This window comes from Lentzea aerocolonigenes (assembly GCF_000955955.1).
GTDB classification, from domain to species: Bacteria; Actinomycetota; Actinomycetes; order Mycobacteriales; family Pseudonocardiaceae; genus Lentzea; species Lentzea aerocolonigenes_A.
This window is the reverse complement of record NZ_JYJG01000145.1, coordinates 26037-48523: the sequence shown is the minus strand read 5'-3', so window position 1 is coordinate 48523 and position 22487 is coordinate 26037. Positions and strand designations below refer to the sequence as shown.

General features: G+C 64.3%; 21 protein-coding genes and 1 pseudogene. 7 read left to right on the top strand and 15 right to left on the bottom strand.

Annotation, left to right across the window (positions count from 1 at the left end; all coding sequences use genetic code 11):
* From UK23_RS21565 to UK23_RS21545, 5 genes and pseudogenes are all read right to left on the bottom strand, one after another.
* Nucleotides 1–1320: pseudogene (locus tag UK23_RS21565) on the bottom strand (cell division protein FtsK); the annotation flags it as partial.
* The gene (locus tag UK23_RS21560) at nt 1317–1958 is read right to left on the bottom strand and encodes a hypothetical protein (protein WP_045313380.1); all 642 of its coding nucleotides are present in this window, start codon (nt 1956–1958) and stop codon (nt 1317–1319) included. The pseudogene UK23_RS21565 and the gene UK23_RS21560, both read right to left, overlap by 4 nt.
* A complete protein-coding gene (locus UK23_RS21555) occupies nt 1955–2287 on the bottom strand; it encodes a hypothetical protein (RefSeq protein WP_045313379.1) in 333 nt (110 codons plus the stop codon). Before UK23_RS21555 ends, UK23_RS21560 begins: the two co-directional genes overlap by 4 nt.
* Nucleotides 2284–2622 carry a WhiB family transcriptional regulator gene (locus UK23_RS21550; protein ID WP_045313378.1) on the bottom strand — a complete coding sequence of 113 codons (339 nt, stop codon included), beginning with the start codon at nt 2620–2622 and terminating at the stop codon, nt 2284–2286. Before UK23_RS21550 ends, UK23_RS21555 begins: the two co-directional genes overlap by 4 nt.
* Nucleotides 2615–2812: a hypothetical protein gene (locus UK23_RS21545; protein WP_045313377.1), complete on the bottom strand. Its 198-nt coding sequence runs from the start codon at nt 2810–2812 to the stop codon at nt 2615–2617. The genes UK23_RS21550 and UK23_RS21545 overlap by 8 nt, the downstream gene beginning before the upstream one ends.
* Nucleotides 2813–2978: 166 nt before the next feature.
* On the opposite strand from UK23_RS21545, the gene UK23_RS21540 reads away from it, so the two are divergent.
* The 3 genes from UK23_RS21540 (at nt 2979) to UK23_RS21530 (ending at nt 5425) form a co-directional block, all read left to right on the top strand.
* Nucleotides 2979–3383 carry a transcriptional regulator gene (locus tag UK23_RS21540; protein ID WP_045313376.1) on the top strand — a complete coding sequence of 135 codons (405 nt, stop codon included), beginning with the start codon at nt 2979–2981 and terminating at the stop codon, nt 3381–3383.
* Nucleotides 3384–3518: 135 nt separating this feature from the next.
* Nucleotides 3519–5078, top strand: a complete 1560-nt coding sequence (locus tag UK23_RS21535; RefSeq protein WP_045313375.1) for a hypothetical protein — start codon at nt 3519–3521, stop codon at nt 5076–5078.
* Nucleotides 5075–5425, top strand: a complete 351-nt coding sequence (locus UK23_RS21530) for a hypothetical protein (RefSeq protein WP_045313374.1) — start codon at nt 5075–5077, stop codon at nt 5423–5425. The genes UK23_RS21535 and UK23_RS21530 overlap by 4 nt, the downstream gene beginning before the upstream one ends.
* Here UK23_RS21530 and UK23_RS21525 read toward each other — a convergent pair whose 3' ends face one another.
* Nucleotides 5426–6904: a transcriptional regulator gene (locus tag UK23_RS21525; RefSeq protein WP_156213287.1), complete on the bottom strand. Its 1479-nt coding sequence runs from the start codon at nt 6902–6904 to the stop codon at nt 5426–5428.
* Between the two features lie 271 nt (nt 6905–7175).
* Between UK23_RS21525 and UK23_RS21520 the strand changes: the two genes are divergently transcribed.
* On the top strand, nt 7176–7424 hold the full coding sequence (locus tag UK23_RS21520) for a hypothetical protein (protein WP_156213286.1): 249 nt from the start codon (nt 7176–7178) through the stop codon (nt 7422–7424).
* A gap of 387 nt (nt 7425–7811) precedes the next feature.
* Here the strand turns inward: UK23_RS21520 and UK23_RS50440 are convergent, their stop codons facing one another.
* The 5 genes from UK23_RS50440 to UK23_RS53865 form a co-directional block, all read right to left on the bottom strand.
* On the bottom strand, nt 7812–9119 hold the full coding sequence (locus UK23_RS50440) for a restriction endonuclease (protein ID WP_156213285.1): 1308 nt from the start codon (nt 9117–9119) through the stop codon (nt 7812–7814).
* A gap of 35 nt (nt 9120–9154) precedes the next feature.
* Entirely contained in the window at nt 9155–9748 is a 594-nt protein-coding gene (locus UK23_RS51785; protein WP_156213284.1) for a hypothetical protein, read from the bottom strand.
* Nucleotides 9745–11280, bottom strand: a complete 1536-nt coding sequence (locus tag UK23_RS51780; protein WP_156213283.1) for an RNA-directed DNA polymerase — start codon at nt 11278–11280, stop codon at nt 9745–9747. Before UK23_RS51780 ends, UK23_RS51785 begins: the two co-directional genes overlap by 4 nt.
* A gap of 448 nt (nt 11281–11728) precedes the next feature.
* The gene (locus tag UK23_RS21515; protein ID WP_052684912.1) at nt 11729–13171 is read right to left on the bottom strand and encodes a recombinase family protein; all 1443 of its coding nucleotides are present in this window, start codon (nt 13169–13171) and stop codon (nt 11729–11731) included.
* Nucleotides 13172–13591: 420 nt separating this feature from the next.
* A complete protein-coding gene (locus tag UK23_RS53865; protein ID WP_231114609.1) occupies nt 13592–13798 on the bottom strand; it encodes an integrase core domain-containing protein in 207 nt (68 codons plus the stop codon).
* Here UK23_RS53865 and UK23_RS53860 point away from each other — a divergent pair.
* From UK23_RS53860 to UK23_RS50430, 3 genes are all read left to right on the top strand, one after another.
* The gene (locus tag UK23_RS53860; RefSeq protein WP_231114610.1) at nt 13697–14080 is read left to right on the top strand and encodes a hypothetical protein; all 384 of its coding nucleotides are present in this window, start codon (nt 13697–13699) and stop codon (nt 14078–14080) included. The two genes, UK23_RS53865 and UK23_RS53860, sit on opposite strands and share 102 nt — an antisense overlap.
* A 677-nt stretch (nt 14081–14757) precedes the next feature.
* Nucleotides 14758–15144, top strand: coding sequence for a cellulose binding domain-containing protein (locus UK23_RS55035; protein WP_082114849.1), 387 nt, complete (start codon nt 14758–14760; stop codon nt 15142–15144).
* A complete protein-coding gene (locus UK23_RS50430) occupies nt 15144–17816 on the top strand; it encodes an RICIN domain-containing protein (RefSeq protein ID WP_082114848.1) in 2673 nt (890 codons plus the stop codon). The genes UK23_RS55035 and UK23_RS50430 overlap by 1 nt, the downstream gene beginning before the upstream one ends.
* 679 nt (nt 17817–18495) lie before the next feature.
* On the opposite strand, the gene UK23_RS21495 is transcribed toward UK23_RS50430, so the two are convergent.
* The 4 genes from UK23_RS21495 to UK23_RS21480 all read right to left on the bottom strand — a co-directional run bounded on the left by UK23_RS21495 (nt 18496) and on the right by UK23_RS21480 (nt 22480).
* A complete protein-coding gene (locus UK23_RS21495) occupies nt 18496–19956 on the bottom strand; it encodes a recombinase family protein (protein WP_231114607.1) in 1461 nt (486 codons plus the stop codon).
* 180 nt (nt 19957–20136) lie between these two features.
* Nucleotides 20137–21522 (bottom strand): hypothetical protein, encoded by a 1386-nt coding sequence (locus tag UK23_RS21490; RefSeq protein WP_156213282.1) that lies wholly within the window; start codon nt 21520–21522, stop codon nt 20137–20139.
* Nucleotides 21523–21533: 11 nt separating this feature from the next.
* Nucleotides 21534–22037, bottom strand: a complete 504-nt coding sequence (locus UK23_RS21485; RefSeq protein ID WP_196777809.1) for a DUF3558 family protein — start codon at nt 22035–22037, stop codon at nt 21534–21536.
* 56 nt (nt 22038–22093) lie between these two features.
* Nucleotides 22094–22480 carry a hypothetical protein gene (locus UK23_RS21480; protein ID WP_196777808.1) on the bottom strand — a complete coding sequence of 129 codons (387 nt, stop codon included), beginning with the start codon at nt 22478–22480 and terminating at the stop codon, nt 22094–22096.
* Between the last annotated feature and the right edge of the window lie 7 nt (nt 22481–22487).

The window sequence follows — 22487 nt, the reverse complement described above, 5'->3', positions numbered from 1 at the left end:
GGGAGTTCGGTCCTCCAGTGCGATGTGGACCTCGTCCACGATCAACGCCGTGATCGGCATTCCGAGCGACTGATCACGGGACATGTCCGGTGTCACCTTCGACTCGGGACAGGTGACGTCGTCGAGATCCTGCATCCGCCGGTAGCGGTTCTGGACGTCGGCGACCAGCTCGACGAGCCAGTCCAGGAACGCGAGCACGTGTTCGGCGTCGTCGCCCGCCATGAACCGGTGAGCTACCTGCTCGGCGGCTTTCCAGTCCTTGCCGTTCTTGAAGTCGGCGACGTACAACCGTACGAAGGGGTCCAAGATCAAGCCCGCGGCTGCCAGTCGCTCAGCCATTGTCTTGCCCTGCCTAGGAAGCGCGCCGATCAGAAGCGACGTCCACACGAGTGGCAGCGTGATCCGCCTGCCTCGCGCGTCGGTGCCGAACGGCACCGGCCGCCACGCGTCCCACCGCTCGACCGCAAGCAACGGCGTCCGGATCGGCGGCTTGGCGTACGGGTCCTCGTCAGCTACCCACATCGCGACGCGTCCAGCGTGTCCGCCGTTGCCTCGCACGCGCTCGACACTGAGTTGGATCTCATCGACCGCCAGAGCCGACGCCAGGTCTTCCCGGTGCTTCACGACATCGGCTGCCTTGCGGGTGGCAGGGAGATCGACGGTGACCGCCCATCCCCCGCCCTGATGCTTCGCCCGCTCGACGAGCCGCAGGCTCTCGTCCTTGCCGATCAACTTGGCGTCTCGAAACGCGTCCACCAAGATCTGTGGATCCATCGTCCACGCGAGCGAGCGCGGCCCTGCAAGAGCAGCCTTTCGCCCAGGGTTCCCGTCCTTCTGTCTGCCGAGGATCGCCAACGCCGCCGAGCCGACGACGCCGGCAATCCACAACACTCGGTGCCCGTAGACGAGATCGAGGATCGCAAGGGAGACAAAGGAAACGGCGGCTACAGCGCCGGTTATCTTCCACCGGAACAGCGTCAGTCCACGGATCTCAGCGAACTTGTCAGCCAGCTTCTCGGACTGCTCGGCTGCCTCGCGGTAGTCGTGCACTCGCACCCATCGTCGCCAACCGCGCACGGCGACTACCAGCCCTCGAAACGTGGCTCGGACGAAACGCAACGGCGACCGCGCCAACCACACGAGCCCTTCCTTCGCCGCGTATTCGAGCGCCTGCTGTGACTTCAACGCCGCCGGAACGAACCGCGACCGCCGCCACCAGCCCGCCACCCGGTCAGCATGTGGCGGCTGAGTCACGTCCGGCTGGTCGTCAACGAGTTCACCTTCGAACACCGGTCCCGCCGGAACCATCTCGCCGTTCATGACGGCACCTCGGCGTTCAGCGCCGTAGCCAGCCGCGACGACAGGCCCCGCGAGCACGCCGTCACTTCACGTACCCACGCGGGCGTGACCGTCACGTCCGGCGTGCGAGCTGCCCTGGCAACCGTGAGGTAGTCATCAAACGACGTCCTCGGATTCGCGCGCTTCGGTGCCTCTCGCCGAGGACTCGGTGAAGCCTGCGGTTCCGCCTGCACCGCCGTGTACGCGGCGACCGCCCAGCCGAGCTTGTCCCGAAGGTCAGTCACTGCCTCGGCGGCGACGAACACGACGAGCGGCGGAACCGAGTGCAGCACCACCAGCGCGGCCGATCCGGCGGCGTACGCACTCCAGGTGTTCATGACGTACGTCGCGCCGAGCGTGAACCACTTCGCCGCCCGCACCCAACCACCCATGCGGACGCCGTGCCGCGCCGTAACCTGCTCGGCCCGAAGGATCGCCAGCAGCACCAGCGACACCATCGGGTCGAGCAGCCACGCCGCACACCAGGCAAGCGACCACACCGGAGAACCGGCCGCCGCGAACTGCTGAACGTTGGTCATCGTGAACGCCAGCCTGAGCAGGATGCCGGTCCAGCACAACCGATCGACCTGTACCGCTACGCGCTCGATCGGCTCGCTCATCGCCGTTCACCACCTCGGCGACGAGGCTCGTACGTCGTCACGGTCAGGGCCTTGGTCAGGGTGTACGACGCGAACAGCGCGGGCACGGCGAGCACCGCGACGAGCAGCCAGCCGCTTCCCTGTTGGGTGATCACGATCCACTGCGCCACGACGATCAGCGCGGCGTTGAACAGCACACGGCCAGCGAGCGAGGCGAACCGCGCTCCCGTGCGTGCCGCGCTCGCCGCAGCCTTCGCGCGACGGGACGCCGTTCGCCACACGAGCACCAGGACCAGCAGCGCGCCTACAGCGGCCATGATCTGAGTCGGGGAGAGGGTGAGTGCGTTCATGAACGCGGCCCCCTCTCGAAGCGGTCACCGCGTCGGAGCCAGTGCGGGTGCAGCTCGCGCCGGTCGTCGTCGGTGAGCGCACCCCATACGCCGGTGGTGTTCTCACCGGCCGTGCGCAGTTCCAGTTCCAGGCACTCGTCTTGGACGGGGCACCCGGCACAGGTGCGCGCGGCGAGTTCGTGATCGGTCAGTTCTTCGCCAGCGTCGGGTGGCTCGTTCGTGAACGCCCACATGCACAGGCCGTCGCGTTCGACCAGCTCGGCGAGTTGGTCGATCGGCACCCAGCGCAGGCGGTCCAGCGACCACGCGATGCCGATCAGTCGGTCGTCAGTCACGGAGCACCCCCGGACCGGCGTTGGCGAGCAGCGGCAGGAGTGCGCTCACAGGGATGACGGTCTGGCCGCGCCGACGTTCGGCGTGCAGCTTGCCGAGTCGGATGGCGCGGCAGACCTCGGACCGGTCGACGCCGAGGAGCCACGCGGTCTCGCGGATGGTGTGGGCGGAAGCAGACAGAGAAGTAAGCATGAGGAATAACCTTTCTGCGAGAAATGATGATTTCAGTTTCTTTCGTGCTGATTTCAGCACTTATGAGGACATGGGAGGTTGCAAACGGCGCGTGAAACGCCGTGTCACGCCGCAGCGCTCGAAACAGTGACTAATCTCAGCGCCGAGGCGGAGCGCGGAGGAATACGTGTCGGAGGATTGGGCGGCAGTCGCCAAGGCGATCAACCAGCGGGTGGACGAGCTGGGATTGCGACAGAAAGAACTCGCCGAGCGGTCGCACGTATCGCTTGCGATCGTCCGCGAGATTCAGCACAACCTCGTGGAGCGCCGGCGAAGCCCTCGAACCCTGGAATCCCTGTCCACAGCGCTGGGTTGGCACCCGCTGCACCTGGACGCCGTGTTGCGGGGGCGCACGCCTCCCGAGGTCGGCGACCCCGTGGTGGACCTCGCCGACACGCTGTGGTCGCGAATGGATCGGGTCGAAGAGCGACTCGAAGACATCACCGAGCGGCTCGACGCTCTCAAATCCGACGTTGCTTCCGTAATGGGCCAACTCGCGGAAGTCGCGAAGCACGTCCGCGGCCGCCGGTAGTTCGCTGTTTGTCCTGGTGGAGCTGCTGTTTTCCATGGCACTAATTCCACTGCGAAAACGCGCCGGAGCCCACGCAAGACCCATACACAACCACGACAAGTTCCCTACATATCGCGCTTCGGGGGTAGCGACGAGATGACGTTGCCGAACGGCTGGACCGGGGCCGACGCGTGCGTGTTGCAGGACGCGCTACGCCTCAGTCAGGAAGCGTTCGCCGCACACCTCGGCGTTCACTGGCGCACGGTGGGCAACTGGCACAAAAAGCCCAGCTCACGACCTAAGTCAGAGTTGCAGCAGGCCTTGGACACGGCGCTCGATCGAGCGTCCGACGAGGTAAAGGCGCGCTTCGCCGAGGCACGCGCGGGTGCGCCGCGCGCCACGACCGATGCGGCGGCTGACGCCGAACAGCGACTCGCGGCCGATCCGAACATCGTCGCCGCGCTCGACTGGCTCGACGAGCGCGGCACGCGCGAGCCCGGAACCGCTCGCCGCGCGGTCGCGTCACGGCTTGCGCAGGTTGACGTGAATTCCTTGCAGGACAGGGGAAGCCGTCGCGGACGCGTCGATCAGCGCAAGGTCGCGCAGGCTCTCGCGGACTACTACGGCCGTGGTGCCGGCGGCTACGGCCGATATGCCGCCCGGTTCGGCGACGTCGAGGCCGACACGAGCGTCTTCACGCACTCCGACTGGCTCGACCTCGACTGTCCGCTGATCGCGACCCATGACCGTCTCAAGCTGATGCGCGCGGCCGGTGCCGCGCCGGTGTCACTCGACGAGGAGGCGTTCGACCAGGCCGCTCAGCGTCTGGCCGAGTCGCTCGCGCTCGGCATCCGCTTCGTCAATATGCCGCTGTACCGCCTGCTCGGCGTCGACATGGGCAGGGAGTCGCTCGGCGGCACGGTCGGGATCTCGTCGTTCGTCGAGTACATCGTGACGATGGATCTCCTCGAAGGTGAGCTGGTCGACGCGCTGGCCGGCGGCGTGCAAGCGGGCGAGCTTCCACTTCGTGATCGCTACCTGCCGGACCTCGACACTGTGCTGGACGTCGGCGGACGCCTAACCGCAGGCGGCACGCTCGCGCTGTGCGCGTTCGCTCGACCAGCCGACCCGTTCCGAGGCCCGGCAGACTACGTTCTTCTGGTGCAGGAGCGCTCAGGTCACGTCATCAACGCCGCGCGTCGGCTTGCCGTGATCCCGAAGGGCTTCCACCAGCCGCTGGTGGACTTCCGGGCCGACGCTCAAGTGGGCGCGACGCTCCGACGCGAGATGGAAGAGGAGCTGTTCGGCCGCCACGACATCGACAACACGGTGGGCGACCAACGCAGCGCCGATCCGATGCACCCGAGTCGCCTTTCCGAGCCGATGCGCTGGCTCCTCGGCGAACCGGGTCGTCTGCGGATGGAGTGCACCGGCTTCGGGCTGAACCTCGTCAGCGGGAACTTCGAGTTCCCGGGTCTGATCGTCGTTGACGACGAGGAGTTCTGGCGGCGCTACGGCGGGCAGATTGAGGCCAACTGGGAGACGGCGAACCTTCGCCAGTACTCCAGTGGCGATGCCGAGCTCGTCGAGGAACTCGCGGCCGACACGGCGTGGAGCAACGAGGGCTTGTTCGCGCTCCTGCAAGGGCTTCGCCGACTCAAAGAGATCGGCGGTAGCCGCGTGAACGTGCCAACGATCGAATGGGAGATACGGTGACCGCGAACTGGAGCCAGGGCAACGCCGCAGAGGACGGAAGCGCCACGCGCGGCTGGCTGGTCGGACACTTCATCGACCCGTCCGAGGGTGTGCGGTCGTCGAAGGACGTCGAGGTGAAGTGGTTCAATCACCCCGCCGGAGACAAGCGTGTCGAGTGGACTTCAGACGACCAGCGAACGACCCTCGTTCTGTTGGTGCAAGGGAACTTCCGCGTCGATCTCACCGAGGGAAGCGCGACGATGACGCGCCAAGGTGACTACGTGATGTGGGGTCCCGGTATCGACCACTCATGGGAAGCCGTCGAGGACTCGGTGGTCATGACGGTCCGCTGGCCGTCCCAGACCTGATCAGCCGCCGAGACGCCACTCGACCGGCGGCAGGCTGACCCGGTCGCCGCCGATCTCACGCAGCCGACGCAAACCCTGGAGCAACGCGAACAGCCCCTCGTTGCTCCAGGCCTCTTGCGAGATCAACTCGCTCACCAGGTCGCCGTCGAGGCTGGAGTACAGCCGCAGTCCGCTTGCTTCCCAGTTGGCTTCGACCTGCCCGCCGAACCGGTGCCAGAACTCCTCGTCCTCGATCACGACGAGACTCGCGAACTCGTAGTTCCCGCTGACCAGGTTCAGTCCGAATCCGGTGCACTCCATCCGCAACCGCCCCGGTGCCTCGGCCAGCCACTTCATCGGCTCCGATCGTCGGCTCGGATGCATCGGTGCCGCCGAGCGCGCGTCACCCATCGTCGCATCGACGTCGTGACGTCCGAACAGCTCCTCTTCCAGCTCTCGTCGGAGCGTCGCGCCCACCGCCGCCTCAGCACGCACATCGGTCAGCGGCTGATGGAAGCCCTTCGGGATCACCGCGAGCCGCCCGGCGGCGTTCAGCACCTGGTTCGACCGCTCCTGCACCAAGAGGGCGTAATCAGCCGAACCGCGGACTTGATCATGTGGACGAGCGATCGCACACAGAGCCAGAACGCCACCGGCACATACGCGACCGGACAGGTCATGCACCGCGTCGAGAGTCGGCAATCGCTTATCCCGCAAGGGAGTTCGTCGATTGAGACTTCCGGCCCCAACGGCATCGATCAGTTCTCGTTCGAGGAGATCGGCCGTCAGCGCGTACTCGACGAACGGCACGATGCCGACGCGCCCCCGCACCCGCCCTGGACCGACGTCAACGCTTCGTAGGCGGTACAGCGGCAGGTTGGCGAACCGCACGCCGAGGGCGACCGACTCTGCCAGTCGCAACAGGGCCGCCGAGGCCTCGACCTCGTCCAGTGACCGGTGTTCGCCAGTCTCCTCGGCGAGCGTCAACTCACCACGGGTACCGCCAAGCGGACAGGCCAGGTCAAGCCATTCCGCGCGGCTCACAATGCTGGTCAGGGCCTCTACGTCCGCGCAGGTCGCCCGATAGACGCCCTGGTCGCCGTAGTACTCGACGAGCGCGCGAGCCAACGCCGTTCGGCCAACCCTCGCCCGCAGCGCTCCCCGGTCCAGCAGCTTCCCTAGGTCGAGCGCTTCAAGCCTCGCGCGCACCTTCGAGCGGCTCGTTCCTGGCTTCCACTCCGTGTGCTCGTCGAGCCAGTCAAGCGCAGCAGCCAACTCGAACGCGTCCCGTTCCGGCCGTTGCCGCCCGACGATCTCAGGTGGCTTCGGTGGCGACAACAGGTCGTCGATCCCTACCTCGAAGATCCGTTCCAGCAGACGCGCGGTCGCCGGCTGAACTGTCGGCCCAAGCGGCTCCCCAGAGGGCTTCCGACCAGCGATGAGCCGCTGAAGATGACGCTTACCGATCGTCCCCGGCTCGTTGTGTTCGCGCGCGAACACCTCAGCGAAGTCAATGAACTCCTGGAGAGTCTCACGCCGTTCCCGGATCTTCTGCTCCAGGACCGTCCGGAACGTCCGCACCCCGTGCCACCTCCCGATTCGCCCATGTCGCCTACATGTCGCCGCCAGGTCGTTCCGCTGACCAAGTGCTGATGAGACGTTGATTTCAGTTTGACATGGGTCGCTCACAAGCGGTCCCCCGAGCCGTCCGGCGGCGTGGACACCTCCTGTCCGCCTCAGCGCCGCCGGACACCTCGCAACGGAGGTCACCGTGACTACGCCCGGCGAACGGCACCCGGCGGCTGAAGGCCTTCTCGGCTCCGGATACGTGGTTTCGGTGGTTCGGTCGAGCACACCCGTCGACGCACACCTCGGCGACGATGACCTGATCTACGTCACGCTGCCTGGCAGTCCCTGCCCGGTGCTGATCGGGTTCCTCCCGCAAGGCGCCGAGAAATTCTCGTCGATGTTGTCAGAGCAGCTTCGTGCGCTTGCCAACCGTCAGGAGCAGCGCCGATGACGCCCGGAGCGTTGTGCATCTGCGGACTCGACACAGTCCTGGTGGCGGTACTCGCCGTGATCATCGCCGTCGTGTACGGCGAACTCGTCGCACGCATGGCAGTTCGACGAGCTACTTCTGACCGAGCGCGACACCGAGCGCCGGATGCCACGCCGCGCCAGCGGACCCATCGATGAGGCCGGAAGGCCGGACGCCCCAGGCAGACGAGAATCGCGAGCGGATCTTCCAAGCACGTGAGCGATGCGTGAGCTGGCTTTCCAGCCACTGCGCTCCAGGCTGTACACGATGCGTCGATTGGCATACCCCGATGCGACAGGTGCCTGCCGACAAACCTGGACCTCCGCACCAGAATGAGCACCGAGCGGACTGATCACGACCGCATCATCGTCACTTCTCGTTCCACTCGGGCAGCAGGTCACCCACCACGTCATTAACTATTTCTGCCGCACGAGGGTCTTCCAGAATTACGCGACCAAACTTTCGGAACTGACCATCGGGATTCATCTTCCGAAATTCGATCACGCGATCTATCGTCCTTACCACATCCTCAATGTGGACGATATCGTCCGCAAGCAACGGGCACGACACTGAACTCGGCAGTTCGAATCCAACCGCACAGGGTATCTTCGAGTTAATAATAATGAGTGATCGAGCGTCATTCTCACCCTCATCACCATTGTCTGCAGGGCGCTCAAATCGCTTCCAGTAGTGATCCACTTCACTGCCCTGAATAGCGAGGGGCGGACTAATGTCGATCCGTGCGCAGTCACTTCCACATGCGTCGGCAAGCTCAGCAAGAATTCTGAATAGAACCGGCTTGACAAACGCCTCGATAGACGGACTTTCGCTTTTGCCAACAAGGAAGTGATACGGATCAACGAGGATGCGCGCCACAAGATCTGACGGAAGCAGGCAGCAAGCCTGCGCGGTTATATATGCAGCTACGTTGCAAGCTCGTTCGATCGACAAGGTATCCCAGTGAGCGGCACAACTAACCAGAGATGTGTGCGCATGAATGAGAGCCTCCGCAGCCATTGATCCATCCAACAAGGCTGCCCATGGACGTTCATGATAGTTTAGACCACCGAAATCCGAGTAAGCCGCTTGGACAATAAATAGGCCGCTCTTGATTCTTGCTCGATTCTCCCAGGCGTAGTCCAGGTCCGAGGGACTCAGAACCCTGCCAGATTCAGTGAAGTAGGACGACAGGAATTCGATACGCTGATCGAACTCCAGCGCAGCGACGAGAGTTTCCGCGGCAGCAGCTGGATGCGCGTCTACCAATGCCTGCAGCTTCCTGCCGTCCCACAGCTTGATCACCGGGTACGGATTCTTGATGCAATACTGCTTCAACCAATCGTGCGTCTGATTGCTAAAGCTACCGTTGGTTGCAATTATTACGCACGCGAGGTCTGACTCAGCCGCCGAGTTATTGACCACATCCTTGACATCTCCCGGACGAACGGTGCCATTTCTCCGTTTTGCGTCAATCCACCATTTTTCACGCTTTACGTCACCGTCAGGTGTGACCTGCTCAAAAATTGCTTCTATGTCGCGTCCGCCGTCGGATGTGGTTATACCTTGAGCCGACGAGCGCCATTCAACTTCAACGGCCCCCATATGGTGAACCAACGAAAATAGCAGTTCTTCGAGGAGCGCAGCAGTGATAGAGCCCCAAGGAAGCTTGTCTTTCATCCCGGCCACATCGCCCCGCTCCCCCGCCAGCCTACCTAGGCTGACTCGACTTGTGAATCGACGTACAAGATGAGTTCACGACAGATCGAATAGCACTGATCGAGTACCGCGACACTAAGTACCACATGATCATCAATCAGAATCGCCCCTATAGAACGAATCTTTGCGCGCGTCTTCTGATCACGCTGGCGACGGGTGAGTGACCCTAATCCGTGCGCTATGGAATTCCGCACATCGATGGCCGCATCGAACTCAGACCAGCGACCGAACGTTTCTATACTGAAAGAATGATACCGCGAAAAAGCAGATTTTCTTTCATTCCATGTGTTGCTAGCCCGCAGTTCAGCATCTGCTACCAGCAGCCTAAGAGTTGGCTCATGGCCTGCCACTTTCTGGCGGAACAAGTGACCACTGAGGGAGTCGACGTACGCTTCTACAATACTGACGTACCTCAGGTACATCGCTTCCAGCCTCGTCTGCGCGGGATCGTGCGGGCCGAGTGATCCTTTTACCCGAATCCGACCAACACTGCTATCCCCCGAGCCTCTTTCAGCCGACCGAAAATCAGCGCGGTTTTCCGCCAGGAGAGATACGGCTTCCTCGGTCAGCGCAAGATTGAATCTGATCATAACTGACCGATCAACGACGACAGTACTTTCGATCCGCCTTTTACGGCGATTAGCCGCTTCTTTACGGCCTCATCCTGCGTTCGATCAAAGTGCGCCTTGAGGGACTCAACATGCCATGGCAGCAGCACACCAGGAGAAGCATCTAGACCCTGAACTATTTCGTCTGCCGACAGATGCCCCGCGCTCGATAGCGCTCTAGTCGCATATGCAACCGTAACCGGTGACGGCGATTGGAATCTAAGGCTCTGAGCCCAAGCTATTCTTCCAGAAAGATCTCCAACAGATGATCCATCAAGCAGCTTCAACTCGTGCATTAGTTGCACAAGCCATTGAGCCTGCCACTCGTTCATCGATAGGCTCATACCGTCATCTACGACACGTGTCACTTCGGCCTGCGCGCCAGGATAAGCAGCACAAAGGTAGCGGCACACAGTTGGCATGATTGCCGGAGCGTACGGCAGGATTTTCCCGACTTCTTCTACGACAGTCGAGTCCGCTTCCGCAGCCATGCTCCCGATCGCACGTCTAAGCCTTCGCAAACCCGAGGCAGTGATATTTCTTGGATCAAGGCTCTCATCAGGGTTATCGCTAGCTGAGTGCTGCACCACCTGTCTAGCGCTATCCAAATCCTCAGAGAAGTCCTCGGTATATTCAGCGATCGTGGTGTCGATATCGTCGAGGTCAACAACTCCTTGCCGCTCATGCTCGACCAGACCGACGTGGTCCCACACATACTTCACAAATCCGTGCGTGAGTGTCTTGTACTCGTTTGTAACTAGGCCAACAGCTCGCGCAGCCGCGTCAAGCTGTTCGATCGCATGCAGGGATTCGCCGTAACTATGGCACGCAATACGAAAATCATCGTTATAGCGCCATACCGCTAGGCCATGCCGGTGAAGATCTCTCTCCACGCACTCTATGTACACCTCGGACAAAAAATCTGATGAGTCAAGGAGCTGCGGAATCCCGAACGCGCGACCCTGAACCTCCTGCAGAAGGGCCGTGAGATATTCGATCGCATCAAAGTCACCATCGCGCAGCCTAAGCTCACGCGCAAGCACGTTGTGGTCGATATACTGATAGAAAGCTGCGATGTCCGCAGATACCACGTATTCAATCTCCGAAGTGTTAACGAAGAAGAGGCTCGCAAACGTCTTGTTCTCAACAGGACGCTGTTTCGTGGCAGCGTACGAAATCGGCGCGTTAACAAATCGCAGGTACGATTCACCGGAGCGATCGAAAGTGAAATTCTCGCCTAGCGAAAGGTTGACGAGCGCGCGATACACGATACGCTCGGTGATCCCCCATATGGCCACGGGTCGAGTGCCGCGAATCTTTCGAACCGAAGTGATATGTTCAGGTTCGGGATTGAATCCGCTACGCAGTTGTGCCGTTATCGACCGCTCCAAGCGGCCGGCGTCCTTGACCAAATTGCTCCAGTCAACTTCGTTCGGCAACATGTTCCGCTTTGTAGCCGCCTCATCAGCGATGGCCTTCTTAAGACCCAGTCGTTTAACGAACTGCTCTGGCATGGCCTTCACAGAGCGGACCCCCGTCGCCGAATCGGACAGTGCAGGACGCGTGATGGCCTGTGAGTCGAGGAACCAGTCGGGAGTGTTACATCGCGTCTCACGAGTCGGTGACGTGATCCAACCTTGAACCGCTGACCAGCACGATCACGGATCGCCCAGCGGGCCGTCCCGCCCCGCTGGTGATAGTCGCTTCCAGCAGTCGATGGCGCGCTGACGCGCGGTGGGACGGGTTGCCCAGCCCCGTCCCACCCGGCAACCGACGTGATCGGCCCAGTTCAGCGGCCTGTTTTGCCCGTCCCAACAGCCCGTCCCGCCAATCGTGCGGGCACGACCAAGTGGGACAGGCAAGCCAGATGCACTCAGTCCAGGTCAAGACGTAGGGATAAAGAGCAACTCGGTCCTCGGACACATAATTACCCCACGAACTCTGCGAGTTCGTGGGGTAATCTTATTTTCGGGGCTGATGAACTACCGGTTCTGCCTCCCATTCCAACGGCAATGTCAATGTTGTCACCACAGCTGCGGGAACAACGGCTCTCGAGCCATCGGCTTTGCTCACTGTCGGCACGCCGGGTCCGTGGACCATCACCTGGCCTTCTCGACGGAGCCAGTTGACCGGTTCCTCGCCACCGGCAGGCTGCACGAGGGATCGCAACGCTTCGAGCAGCACATCTTCTCGGACGTAGGTGACGCGTGGTGCGTCCAGCGGTCTTCCTGACGCGCTGTTGTAGCCATGGCGGCAGCGGTATCCAGGCCGGCCGTGCACCCAGTGAGAGTCCATTCTCCTGCCGCATGCCTCGCACACGACCAGGCCTGCCAGCGCATATTCGCGAGTTGTTCCGCACTTCGGCATTCGCTGGGCTCGGATCGACTGGACCGCGACGAAGGTCATGTCGTCGATCAACGGGATGTGCGCCAGCTGCCCTGAGATTTCCCATTCTGTGGCAGGTTTTCTCCTGGCCCGCCCGGAACCGCGTCCGCCTGTCCGGCCGCCGGTGCCATAGCCACTCGTCGCCTGTCGGTTCCACACCTGTCGGCCGGTGTACCGCGGGTTCTCCAGGATTGAGGTCACCGTGGCGGCCACCCAGCGAGCCCCGGACCTGTGCTTGTTGCGAGTCGGATCCGCACTCGCGGGGCAGGGCACGTTCCGGTCGTTGAGCTCGCGAACGATTGACGCGACGGCGCGGCCAGCCGACCTCTGCTCGAAGATCCACCGCACCCATGGCGCCGTCTGCGAATCTGGCCCCAGCTTCTGCAGCTGTCGGCCCCATTGGCTGTGACGAGAGTTCGGGTGGCAGCCCGCGTCGACGAGGCGGTAGCCGTACGGCGGGCGGCCTCCGAGGAATCTGCCCTGCTGCGACGCCTGCACACGCATCGCGGCCAACACCCGTTGTCTGGCTCGCGCCACCTCCCGCTGTGCCTGCGCGCCAAGCAAAACCATCAACGCCTGGTGCACGGGACTGTCCAGCTCGACCGGACCTCCTGCTTCCGGTAGCCACACCTCGATGCCGAGAGCGTTGAGCTGAGTGACGATCTCGCGGAACTGGTCACCGTGGAACGCCCGCTCGTACTCCCCCACCACAACCGCATCGAACCTGCGGCCGGGACTCGCGGCCTCAGCGAGCAGTGCCGCCGCCTGCGGACGGTCCGACCACGACCAGCGGCGTGACCTGCCCACGTCGAAGAACTCCACGGCCACCATGCCGATGCCGTCGATGAGCTCATCCGAGATCGCGCGCTGCCACGCTCGCGAGGTCCGCGGATCCTGGAACTCACTCGTCGACATCCGACCGTAGAAGGCAAAGCGCACACCGTGGTCGACCGACGGCACCACGGAGCGTCTGCTGCCTGTCATCGCGGCTACGAGCTCCGCGTTCGTCAGCGCGATCATGGTCGGCTCCTTCGTTCAGAGCCGAGACCGCGGTGAACCGCTCGCCATGACGGCGACAGGACTTCGTCCACCCGAACAGCCCAACACAGCACATCTTCGCGCCCCACCGGCTTGACACCGGCGAACTCTTGACATTCCGGATACCGCCTTGGGGTGCCGTCCTGCGGGCCTCACTGGGAACGAACCTCGCCAGGCCGTGTCACGAGTTAGGTTCGCCCCACCCCCACGTGGCGCCGAGACCGTCACCGATCGCCGACGCCGTGAGCCGGCTGCGAGCACTCAAGGACCGCGGTGTCGACACGATCGCCGACCCCTGTGGGGTGCCAAAACGCGGACCGGTGGGTCTGACCTGCCTATCAGGCTGCCGCAGGTTCGTGCTCGTTGATCAAGCCGCCGAGTACTTGCCGGCGACGCACGGACCTACAGCCAGGCGCTGCGATCGGGTCGCGGTGGGGTGTGGTGTCGCGCTTGATGTGGTCGGCGGTGGTTGTAGTGGGATATGTAGCGGTTCAGCACTGACTTGAGGTGGTGCTCGTTGATGATGAGCAGCCGGTCGGTGAGCTCGCGTCTGACGGTGCCGACGAAACGTTCGGCGTAGCAGTTCGCCCGCGGACACCGCGGCGGGATCTTCACGACGTCGATCCCGGTGTCAGCGAGAACGGAATCGAACGAGGCTGTGAACTGGCCAGCTCTGTCTCGGACCATGAATCGGAAGTCGCTGGCCCGATCGCCGAGGCTCAGGAGGTTGCGTGCCTGCTGGGTTGTCCAGCGCCCGTCAGGATTGGTAGTGCTGCCGAGGATGTGGACATGCGGGTGCCGACCTCCATCACGAAGAACACGTACACGCGTGTCAGGGTGACCACGCAATCCACATGGAAGAAGTCGCACGCCAGCATGGTCGCCGCCTGAGCGCGCAGGAACCGACGCCACGACGTGTCGGAGTCACGAGTCGGCGAGGGCGGAATCCGAAGCCGCTTCAGCACACGACGCACGGTCGACGCGGCCTCCGGTGGCCGAGCTTCAGCAGTTCGCCTTGGATACGGCGGTAACCCCAGCCGGTGTTCTCCCGCGCCATACGCTCGATCAACGCCACGACGGTCTCATCGACCCGCGGTCGCCCAGTCCGGTTCGGGTAGGTCCACTTCTTCGCTACCAAGCGCCGATGCCACCGCAGCACGGTGGCGGGAGATACCAACCGGTGCTCTCGCAGCCACACCGGTAACCGCCGCGTCAACGCGGCCAGCACCGCGCGATCAGCCCAATCCAACCTCGGACGCCGATTACCACACGCAACACCGCGACCTCATGCCGCAATACCAGCAACTCGACGTCCTTGGCTACCGAAGACCGGCCGAGCAGAACCAGCCAGCCACCCAGCTGGACAAAGACGAGGTACAGCAGTCGCAGTGTGACGCCCACGATCATGCCGACCGAACGACAGAGCCCCGTCCACCGCAGTTCAACGCGTGTGTGCGGAGTTCTGGCACCCCACAAGCACTGATTGCAACGGTCGGCCGCTTTCCAACTCATGAGGGCTCCGTTACCGTCCGTGTCTGGGAGCGCTCCCAGAATCCTAAGGGGTCACCGTGCCAAGGTTGTCGCGCGTGCTCGCCGCCCTGTCCGTCGGCGCGCTGGTGCTGATAGGCAGCCAGTCCGCCTCGGCCGCGCCACCGTGCGTGGTCACCTACCAGCCCAACGTGTGGGCGAGCGGGTTCACCGCCAACGTCGCCGTCACCAACAACGGGGCGCCGGTCACCGCCTGGATGGCCAGCCGGGCCTACACCGGCAGCCAGCAGATCACGTCCGGCTGGAACCACGATTGCTTACCGACCGACGCCCTGCTCCGCGGGCACGGAGCCGGTAGACGAGTCCATAGTGGACCTCTCCATTTTGGCGGCCCCGGCGGTAGTGACGATGGGTCCGATGATCGGTGTATCCCCGTAGACGCGACACCCGCGAAAGGGGTTTCTTGATGCGTCAGAACAGCCCTCGCACGCTATCCCAGCGCTCCGCCCGCGCAGCGCTGGCCGGCGCCACACTCCTCGCGACCATCGGCACGGTACAACCCGCCGCCGCAGGACAGCCGGCCGTCGCAGCACAGCCGGCGCCCGCGTCCGCGGCTGCCGGCGCCGCCGCGATCGCCTCGGTCGACCTGGCCGGGACGTGGAGTTTCACGCCGACGGGTCGAGGGGCGACCTCGATCACGGTGCCCGGCGGCGGCTGGTACAAGCAGGGCTTCACCGACGTGAACGAGGCGGTGTACTCGCGCACCATCACCGTGCCCGACTCGGGTCAGCCGCAGTCGGCGTGGATCGAGTTCGGGGCGGTCAATCACCAGGCGACGCTGTCGGTCGACGGCCGGGTGGTGGCGACGCAGACCACGTCGTTCACGCCGTCGAATTTCGACATCACCGCCTACGCGGCCCCCGGTAGCACCCACACGATCAGCGTCGCCGTGAAGGGCCGCGGCGCGTTGAAGGCATCCAACGGCCGGTACCTGGTGCCCGACGCCGCCGACTGGTCCGAGGCGGTCCCCCAGGGGATCTTCCGTTCGGCGTTCCTGCGGACGTACCCGGCGGTGTACGTCAGCGACACATTCGTGCGTACGTCGGTGGCGAACAAGACGTTGAGCTACGACGTGTCGGTGCGCAACACGTCGGGCAGTTCCCGGTCGGTGACGTTGACCGGGTCGCTGTCGCCCAACAACGGAACGGCTTCCAGCTACCCGGAACTGCCCAGCCGTACGGTCACCGTGGCGGCCCACTCGACCGTGACCGTGACCGTCGGGCCGGTCGCGTGGAACCTCGACAGCACCTCGTACTGGTGGCCCAATGTGCCGTACCGGTCGGGGTACCGGGCGCAGTTGCACCGGCTGGCGGTGCGTGCCGTCGCCGATGACGGGCACACCAGCGACGCCACGTACCGGTTCGGGTTCCGGGAGGCCACCCAGAACGGTGACTACTACTACCTCAACGGCGTGCGCGTGAACTTCCGCGGCGACAACCTCCAGGGTGCCGACTACGACCGGATCAACAACGGCGGCAAGGGCGACGCCTACGACACCCTGCCCGGCTTCCTGCCCCCGTCACCCGGCAACGGTGGCTGGCCGCAGGCGGTGGACAACTACCAGCGGCTCAACTACAACGTGGTGCGCGTCCACCAGGAGCCCGCGAGCCCGTACATGTTGGATGTCGCCGACGAGATGGGCCTGATGATCATCGGCGAGACCGCGATTCGCGGCTCCTCCGGCAAGCAGGATTGGATCGCCGGGCACGACAACATGGTCAACCACGCCCGTGCGCTGGTCCTGCGCGACCGCAACCACCCCGCGGTAATCCGCTGGAGTCAGGTCAACGAGCCGAACCAGAGCGGCCAGGATTCCGAACAGTTCGAGAAGGACCTGTACTCGGCGATCAACGGCAACGATGGCACCCGGCCGGTCATTGCCGAGGTGGGCGTCGACGGGAATCTCAACGGGTATCCCGGGATGACGTACGCCAACTTCGCGGTGATTCCGCACTACGTCGACGGCTTCGGCAGGTACGGGGAGGGCCTGAAAACCGTGAATGGGCGGCCCGACGGCGAGGGCGAGTACATCTGGCCGGCATGCAACAACAAGCAGGGCTTCGAGTGGTTCGCCACGGCAACCCTGGCCAAGCGCGGCAAGAACGCCACCGACCTGCGTCCGTACACGCTGCTGTCCGCCTGGGCCAGCGTCGTGCCCGGAGTGCGCACCGGCGACTTCACCCCGGAGGAGGGCGGTCGCCCTGTCTACGGCGCGGACAACCTCCCGGCCCCCTGGAGCAACCCGCAGATCCAGCGCGTGCAGGCGGCGTTCAACCCGGTGGCCGCGGTCGACCTGCCCTACTGGTCGGCATCCGGCGCCTCGGACTCCAACGGCACCTTCCCTCTGCCGCAGGCCGTGCCCAACTACGCCCGGAACGCCACGGTCACCCGCAACATCACCGTCTTCAACGACGACTTCGCCGACACCTCGGTGGGCTTCACCTGGACGGCGCGGCTCGACGCGCCGGACGGCGCGGTCGTCGCGTCCGGAAGCACGGCCCTGACCGTTCCGCTCGGCTCGCGGGTCACCCAACCGGTGTCCTTCACCGCCCCGGCCACCGGCAACCGCGTGTACCTGCAGCTGTCGACCACGAAGTCCGGTAGCCCCGTCTTCACCGACGCGGTGGAGTACTTCAACCTCGCCGGAAGCGGCGGAGACGGACCCGCACCGGGCACCTACCGCATCGTCAACCGCAACAGCGGCAAGCCGCTCGCTGTCGCGGGCAACTCCACCGCGGACGGTGCCAAGGTGGTCCAGCAGAGCGGCACCGCGACCTGGACCATCGCCACGACCTCCGACGGCTCCTACACCCTCCGGTACGTCCCGAGCGGAAAGGTGCTCGACGTCAACGCCAACAGCAGCACGGCCGGGCTGCAACTGCAGCAGTGGACGGCCAACGGCGGCACCAACCAGATGTGGTATCTGCGGTCCACCGGCAACGGCTACTACACCATCGTCAGCCACGACAGCGGACTGGCGGCGGACGTCTACGGTGCGGCGACGAGCGACGGGGCGCAGGTCGTGCAGTGGACCGCCAACGGCGGGGCCAACCAGCAGTGGCAACTGAACCGGGCCTGACCGGACGACCCGGTTCTCGCCTGCCGCGGCGTCGACCGCTCCCCCTGGCCGCTCGGCCCTGCGGCCAGGGGGCGGTGGCGAGATGTCAACTCCGAACGTCGGCAAGCGACCACCACCGAGCACCTTGTCTCCGCTCCATCGGTACTGGCCGGCAGATCACCGTAGTGAACGCATCGAACCGCCTCGCTCGCGAGCGGTAGGCGCTCGTCAGCGCCCCCATGGGGGTTCAATCAATGACGGCTCAATGGTGTGCCGCTCGAAAAGTCATCGCTGCACGTCACCCGGCGTATCTTGTGCCGCCCGGCACTCATCTTCGCTGTGGGGAAGCAAACTTCTCCCGGCGGAGAACATGTCCGGGTGATCGTGTCCTGCTGTACAAGATGACTTGGAAATTACTGTCCACACAGTGCTTCGCCGACAGCTGGCAGGCCTGCGTAGCGTTTGACCGCGTTCGGCGCCCAGCTCAGCCGCCAGGCGCACTCCAGCCGCCCGACGCCCTCGGCGAGCAGATCGTGCACGTGTGCCACAACCGGACTGACGCGCTTGAACCGTGGACTGCAGAGCAGTCAGCCATCGAGCTTCAGCGAAAGCCGCTGGTAGAGCACGTGGGCGTAGTGATCAACTCGGGCCTCGGACATTCTCTTACCCCACGGGATTAACCAGAATCCCGTGGGGTAATTCATATTTCGGCCACTTTTACGTCAGCACACCAATCCAACGCGAGCACCGGTTGAACTGGACGACGAGCAGGTTCCGCGGTTTCCAGCGTTAGTGTTGCGGGTCGAAATTCAAGACGCTCGCCGTCGTAGTGAATCTGCAGGCGTTGCTCCCGGACTTGATCGACCAACTCCTTGCCCACACCTTTCTCCACGGTTCCAGCGGTCCGCACGAGTAGATGTGGCAGTGCCTCGAGCAGGTGGTCTTCTCGGATGTAGAGGTTCCGCGGTGCGCTCTCGGAGCGTCGCTTGGCGCTGCTGAAGCCATGCCTGCACCGATAGCCCGCTCGCCCATGAACCCAGTGCCCATCCATCCGCCGGCCACAAAGCCCGCACACCACGAGCCTAGCGAGCAGGTAGCGCCGGACCTCCCCGTCCTTGGCAGGCGTCGCCACCCGCAAGCCCTGCACCGCGACGAACGTCTCGTCATCGACGAGAGGCTCATGCGCGATGCGCTCGGACACTTCCCACTCACTGACCGGGTTGTACCGCAGCGCACCCGAACCGCGGCCGCCAACACGGCCGCCTGGCCCGTGACCTGTTGTACTGCTTCGATTCCACACCTGCCGACCGGTATAGCGCGGGTTCTCCAGAATCATCGCCACCGTCCGGGCAATCCACCGCTCCCCCGACCTATGCGCATTCCGCTCAGGGTCCGCACCCGCCGGGCACACCACGCCACGCTCGTTGAGCTCCCGTGCCAGTGACGCCACAGTGCGGCCGCGGGCACGTTCGGCAAATATCCATCGCACCCACGGTGCCATCACCGGATCCGGCGCCAATACCTGCACCCGCCGACCCCACCGCCCATGCACAGGATTCGGATGCCGACCACCATCAACAAGCCGATACCCGTACGGCGGCCGACCACCCAGGAAACGCCCCTGCAACCGCGTCTGCGCCCGCATCGCCGCCAGCACCCGCTGACGCGCCCGCGCCACCTCACGCTGCGCCTGCGCACCGAGCAACACCATCAACGCCTCATGCACCGGACTGCCCAGTTCCACTGGGCCGCCCGCTTCCGGCAGCCATACCTCGACGCCAAGTGCGTTCAGCCCAGCCACGACCTCGCGGAACTGATCGCCGTGAAACGCACGCTCGTACTCACCGATTACAACTGCGTCAAAGTCACGATCAGGGCCCGCGGCAGCCGCCAGCAACGCCGCGGCCTCCGGACGGTACTGCCACGACCACCGGCGCGACACGCCCACATCGAAGAACTCCGCGACGACAGAGCCAACGCCGTCGATCAACTCATCCGACACGGCGCGCTGCCACGCACGCGACGTCTGCACATCCTGGAACTCACTCGTCGACATCCGGCCGTAGAACGCAAAGCGCAGGCCAGACTTCTCACGCGGTGCCACTGGACGGCGACGTCCCGTCAACGCGGCAACCAGTTCGGCGTTCGTCAGCGTGGCCACAGTGAGCTCCCTCGGTCCAAAACCGAGACCCACACGCCAGAGGCATCGTGACGACGTCCTGTCCATCTCCACCCGAACAGCCCAAGAGCAAGCCACACCAGACATCAGGCCAGCTCACTGAGCCGTCACGGAAAGCCAACTCAGATGTCACCTAACGGTGCTGCAGACCCGACCGTCTGCTCACCCGCCGATCACCGGAGGCGCGACCATGCCGAGATCACCCACGATCTCGTCACCGTTGTGCTCGTTGACCAGATACGACGGTGTCGTCCGCTCAAGGTCCTCAGAACCCTTCCCTTTGGCGGCGCCAGTTCCCGTGCCACCCATCGCGCCGCCACCGGCACCACCACGCCCGCCAACACCACCGGAAGTCGCGCCACCACGCCCTGCCGTGCTCCCGACGCCCGGCATGACGCCCGCTGACGCACCAGGACCGAAATCCCTGACAACATTGGGAAGGCCGAATCCGGCGCCGCCGCCGGCTCGGCGGTCAGGACCGCCCTGCGTGCTCCCGGAAGCGGAGGTCTGGCCGGGCAGCGGTGCGCCGAGGTTGAGGTTGTTGTCGCCGCCGAACTGGTTGCCCAGATTCGCGCCGTTGCCACGGCGATTGTTGTTGAGCCCACTGGTGTCCGTACCACCGGTATTCGGCGTCGGGAGAACAGTCCACGACATGTCAGTGAATTCGTTGCCGACCCGTCGGGGAGGCATGTTGCCCCGACCGGTGAAACCGGGGTTCGGCGCGATCGGCGGCCTGCCGGGATCGATCGGATCCTTCGGCGGGGCCTGGGGCCTGGGGGCGAACGCGGGTTGCGCGATCGTGGTCTGGGTCAGCGTCCGGTCGTAGGTCTCCACCACGCGTGCGGCTTGCTGGTGATCTCGCTGTTGTTGCTGGAAGGCGGCGTAGTCGGCGGGGGCCTGCTGCACGAACTGGACCGGGTCGGTCGTCGCCATCAACCGTGCTGAAATTGCCCGCTGGTCAAGGGGCTGCGCGGGCGGCTCCGGGACGGCGTACTTCGCATTGGCCAAGGCCGCCGACTGCTGTGTGTGCAGAGTTCCCGCGAGCTGTGCGGCGGTACCCACCTCGGCCGCGTGGTTGGCGATCGCGGCCAGCGCTTTCCGGGCGCCGTCACCTGCCGTGCCCTGCCAGCCCTTTTCGCTCGCGCCGATGGCGGTGGCGACCTCCTCGACGAATGCCGCGAGGTCGTTGCCGATCTGGGTGTAGGTGTCGCCGGCGCCGCCCACCACAGCGGGTGCGACCCCGTTGTTGACCATGTCGTGCAGTTCCCTATGCGGGATGGCGAGGTAATGCACACCGGGCGCCCCCGGCGCCTGCCGCGTCAGGCCGCAAGCCTGCTTGAGCCGCAACGCCTGTGCGTCCAGGAGTTCGTCCATGCGGACAGGCGCCTCGAGCCACCCGAGGACCGCGCCCAGAAACGGGCCGTACCGGTCCTTCATTTCCTGGCCCACTCGCACGTGGATCTCCTGGCCGGTCTGCGCCTGCGTGTGCTGGCGCAACCCGTACCGGAAGTGCACCTCCGAAGGCCTACCTGCTACTCCCCCGCTCATCGCCCCACCCCTCACGGCAAGTTCTTCGCCACCAGCTGCGCAAGCTCCAGCGCCTGCGGACACATGTCCTTCTCGCCACTACGCGCTGTCACATCAAGCCGCGAAGACTCGGAAATGTCGACACCGATGAGGCAAGTGCCTCCCGTTGCTTTGAGTTGCTTGGCCTTGCGACCGCCCACAATGATGTCGGCGACCTCTTCGCCGGACGCGACCCGGAAATCCTTCAAACCGAGCGCCGTGCGGATGCCGAACCCACGAACGCCTTCAATACCGTTCGACCTGTCGAATACACACTCCTGCGTACTCCCGGTCCGCTCTTCCTTGGGTGTGCCGTTGATCCCGATGCTCGTGAGTTCGCTCGCGGTAACGAGCTCGCACGGACGATCAGCATCCAGCGTGCCACTCGGGCCGGCGCTGGACGTACCGGCAGACCGCGTGCTTGTTGTGGTGGTCGTGGTCTGCGCGAGGCCGGCCTGACTGGTCGTGCCCCCGCACCCCGCGGCTGCGACCAGCACGGCAGCCACCACACCGGTCAAGACGGCCCGAGAACTCACACCTGACCCCTTAATGATCATGCCCGGTTTGCCTTGTTGATGCCCTGCCGGCTGTTCTGCTCCGCCGCGTCGTAGGCAGCCATCGACTTCTCGATCGAAGTCCGAATGTCCGCCGTCTTCCGCTGCAACTCCTTCAGCGCCACGATCAAACCCTGATGTGGATCCGTGGCGATCGTGGCCAGGTACGGCTTGTACACCTGTGCGGCCGGAGTTGTACCCAACGGCAACTCCTGCGTGAGGAAGTCCGCGCGCTGCAGGTGACCGTCGAGTCTGTCGTAGAGATCGTTCGCGGCTTTGAGCAGCGTCTGGCCACGGTCCTCGTCAACGGCCCAGCCAGCGGCGACCGCGGACTGCAGATCGTCCACCGCACCGCCGAACTCCTCGATGCTGTCCCAGACCTGCACAATCGAC

Bases quoted from the DNA above. Each gene is read 5' to 3' on its own strand.
- UK23_RS50430 (WP_082114848.1), top strand. From the start codon at position 15,144: ATGCGTCAGAACAGCCCTCGCACGCTATCCCAGCGCTCCGCCCGCGCA.
- UK23_RS51785 (WP_156213284.1), bottom strand. From the start codon at position 9,748: ATGATCAGATTCAATCTTGCGCTGACCGAGGAAGCCGTATCTCTCCTG.
- UK23_RS51780 (WP_156213283.1), bottom strand. From the start codon at position 11,280: ATGCCAGAGCAGTTCGTTAAACGACTGGGTCTTAAGAAGGCCATCGCT.
- UK23_RS21555 (WP_045313379.1), bottom strand. From the start codon at position 2,287: ATGAACGCACTCACCCTCTCCCCGACTCAGATCATGGCCGCTGTAGGC.
- UK23_RS21535 (WP_045313375.1), top strand. From the start codon at position 3,519: ATGACGTTGCCGAACGGCTGGACCGGGGCCGACGCGTGCGTGTTGCAG.
- UK23_RS50440 (WP_156213285.1), bottom strand. From the start codon at position 9,119: ATGAAAGACAAGCTTCCTTGGGGCTCTATCACTGCTGCGCTCCTCGAA.
- UK23_RS21490 (WP_156213282.1), bottom strand. From the start codon at position 21,522: ATGAGCGGGGGAGTAGCAGGTAGGCCTTCGGAGGTGCACTTCCGGTAC.
- UK23_RS21560 (WP_045313380.1), bottom strand. From the start codon at position 1,958: ATGAGCGAGCCGATCGAGCGCGTAGCGGTACAGGTCGATCGGTTGTGC.
- UK23_RS21545 (WP_045313377.1), bottom strand. From the start codon at position 2,812: ATGCTTACTTCTCTGTCTGCTTCCGCCCACACCATCCGCGAGACCGCG.
- UK23_RS21515 (WP_052684912.1), bottom strand. From the start codon at position 13,171: ATGATCGCGCTGACGAACGCGGAGCTCGTAGCCGCGATGACAGGCAGC.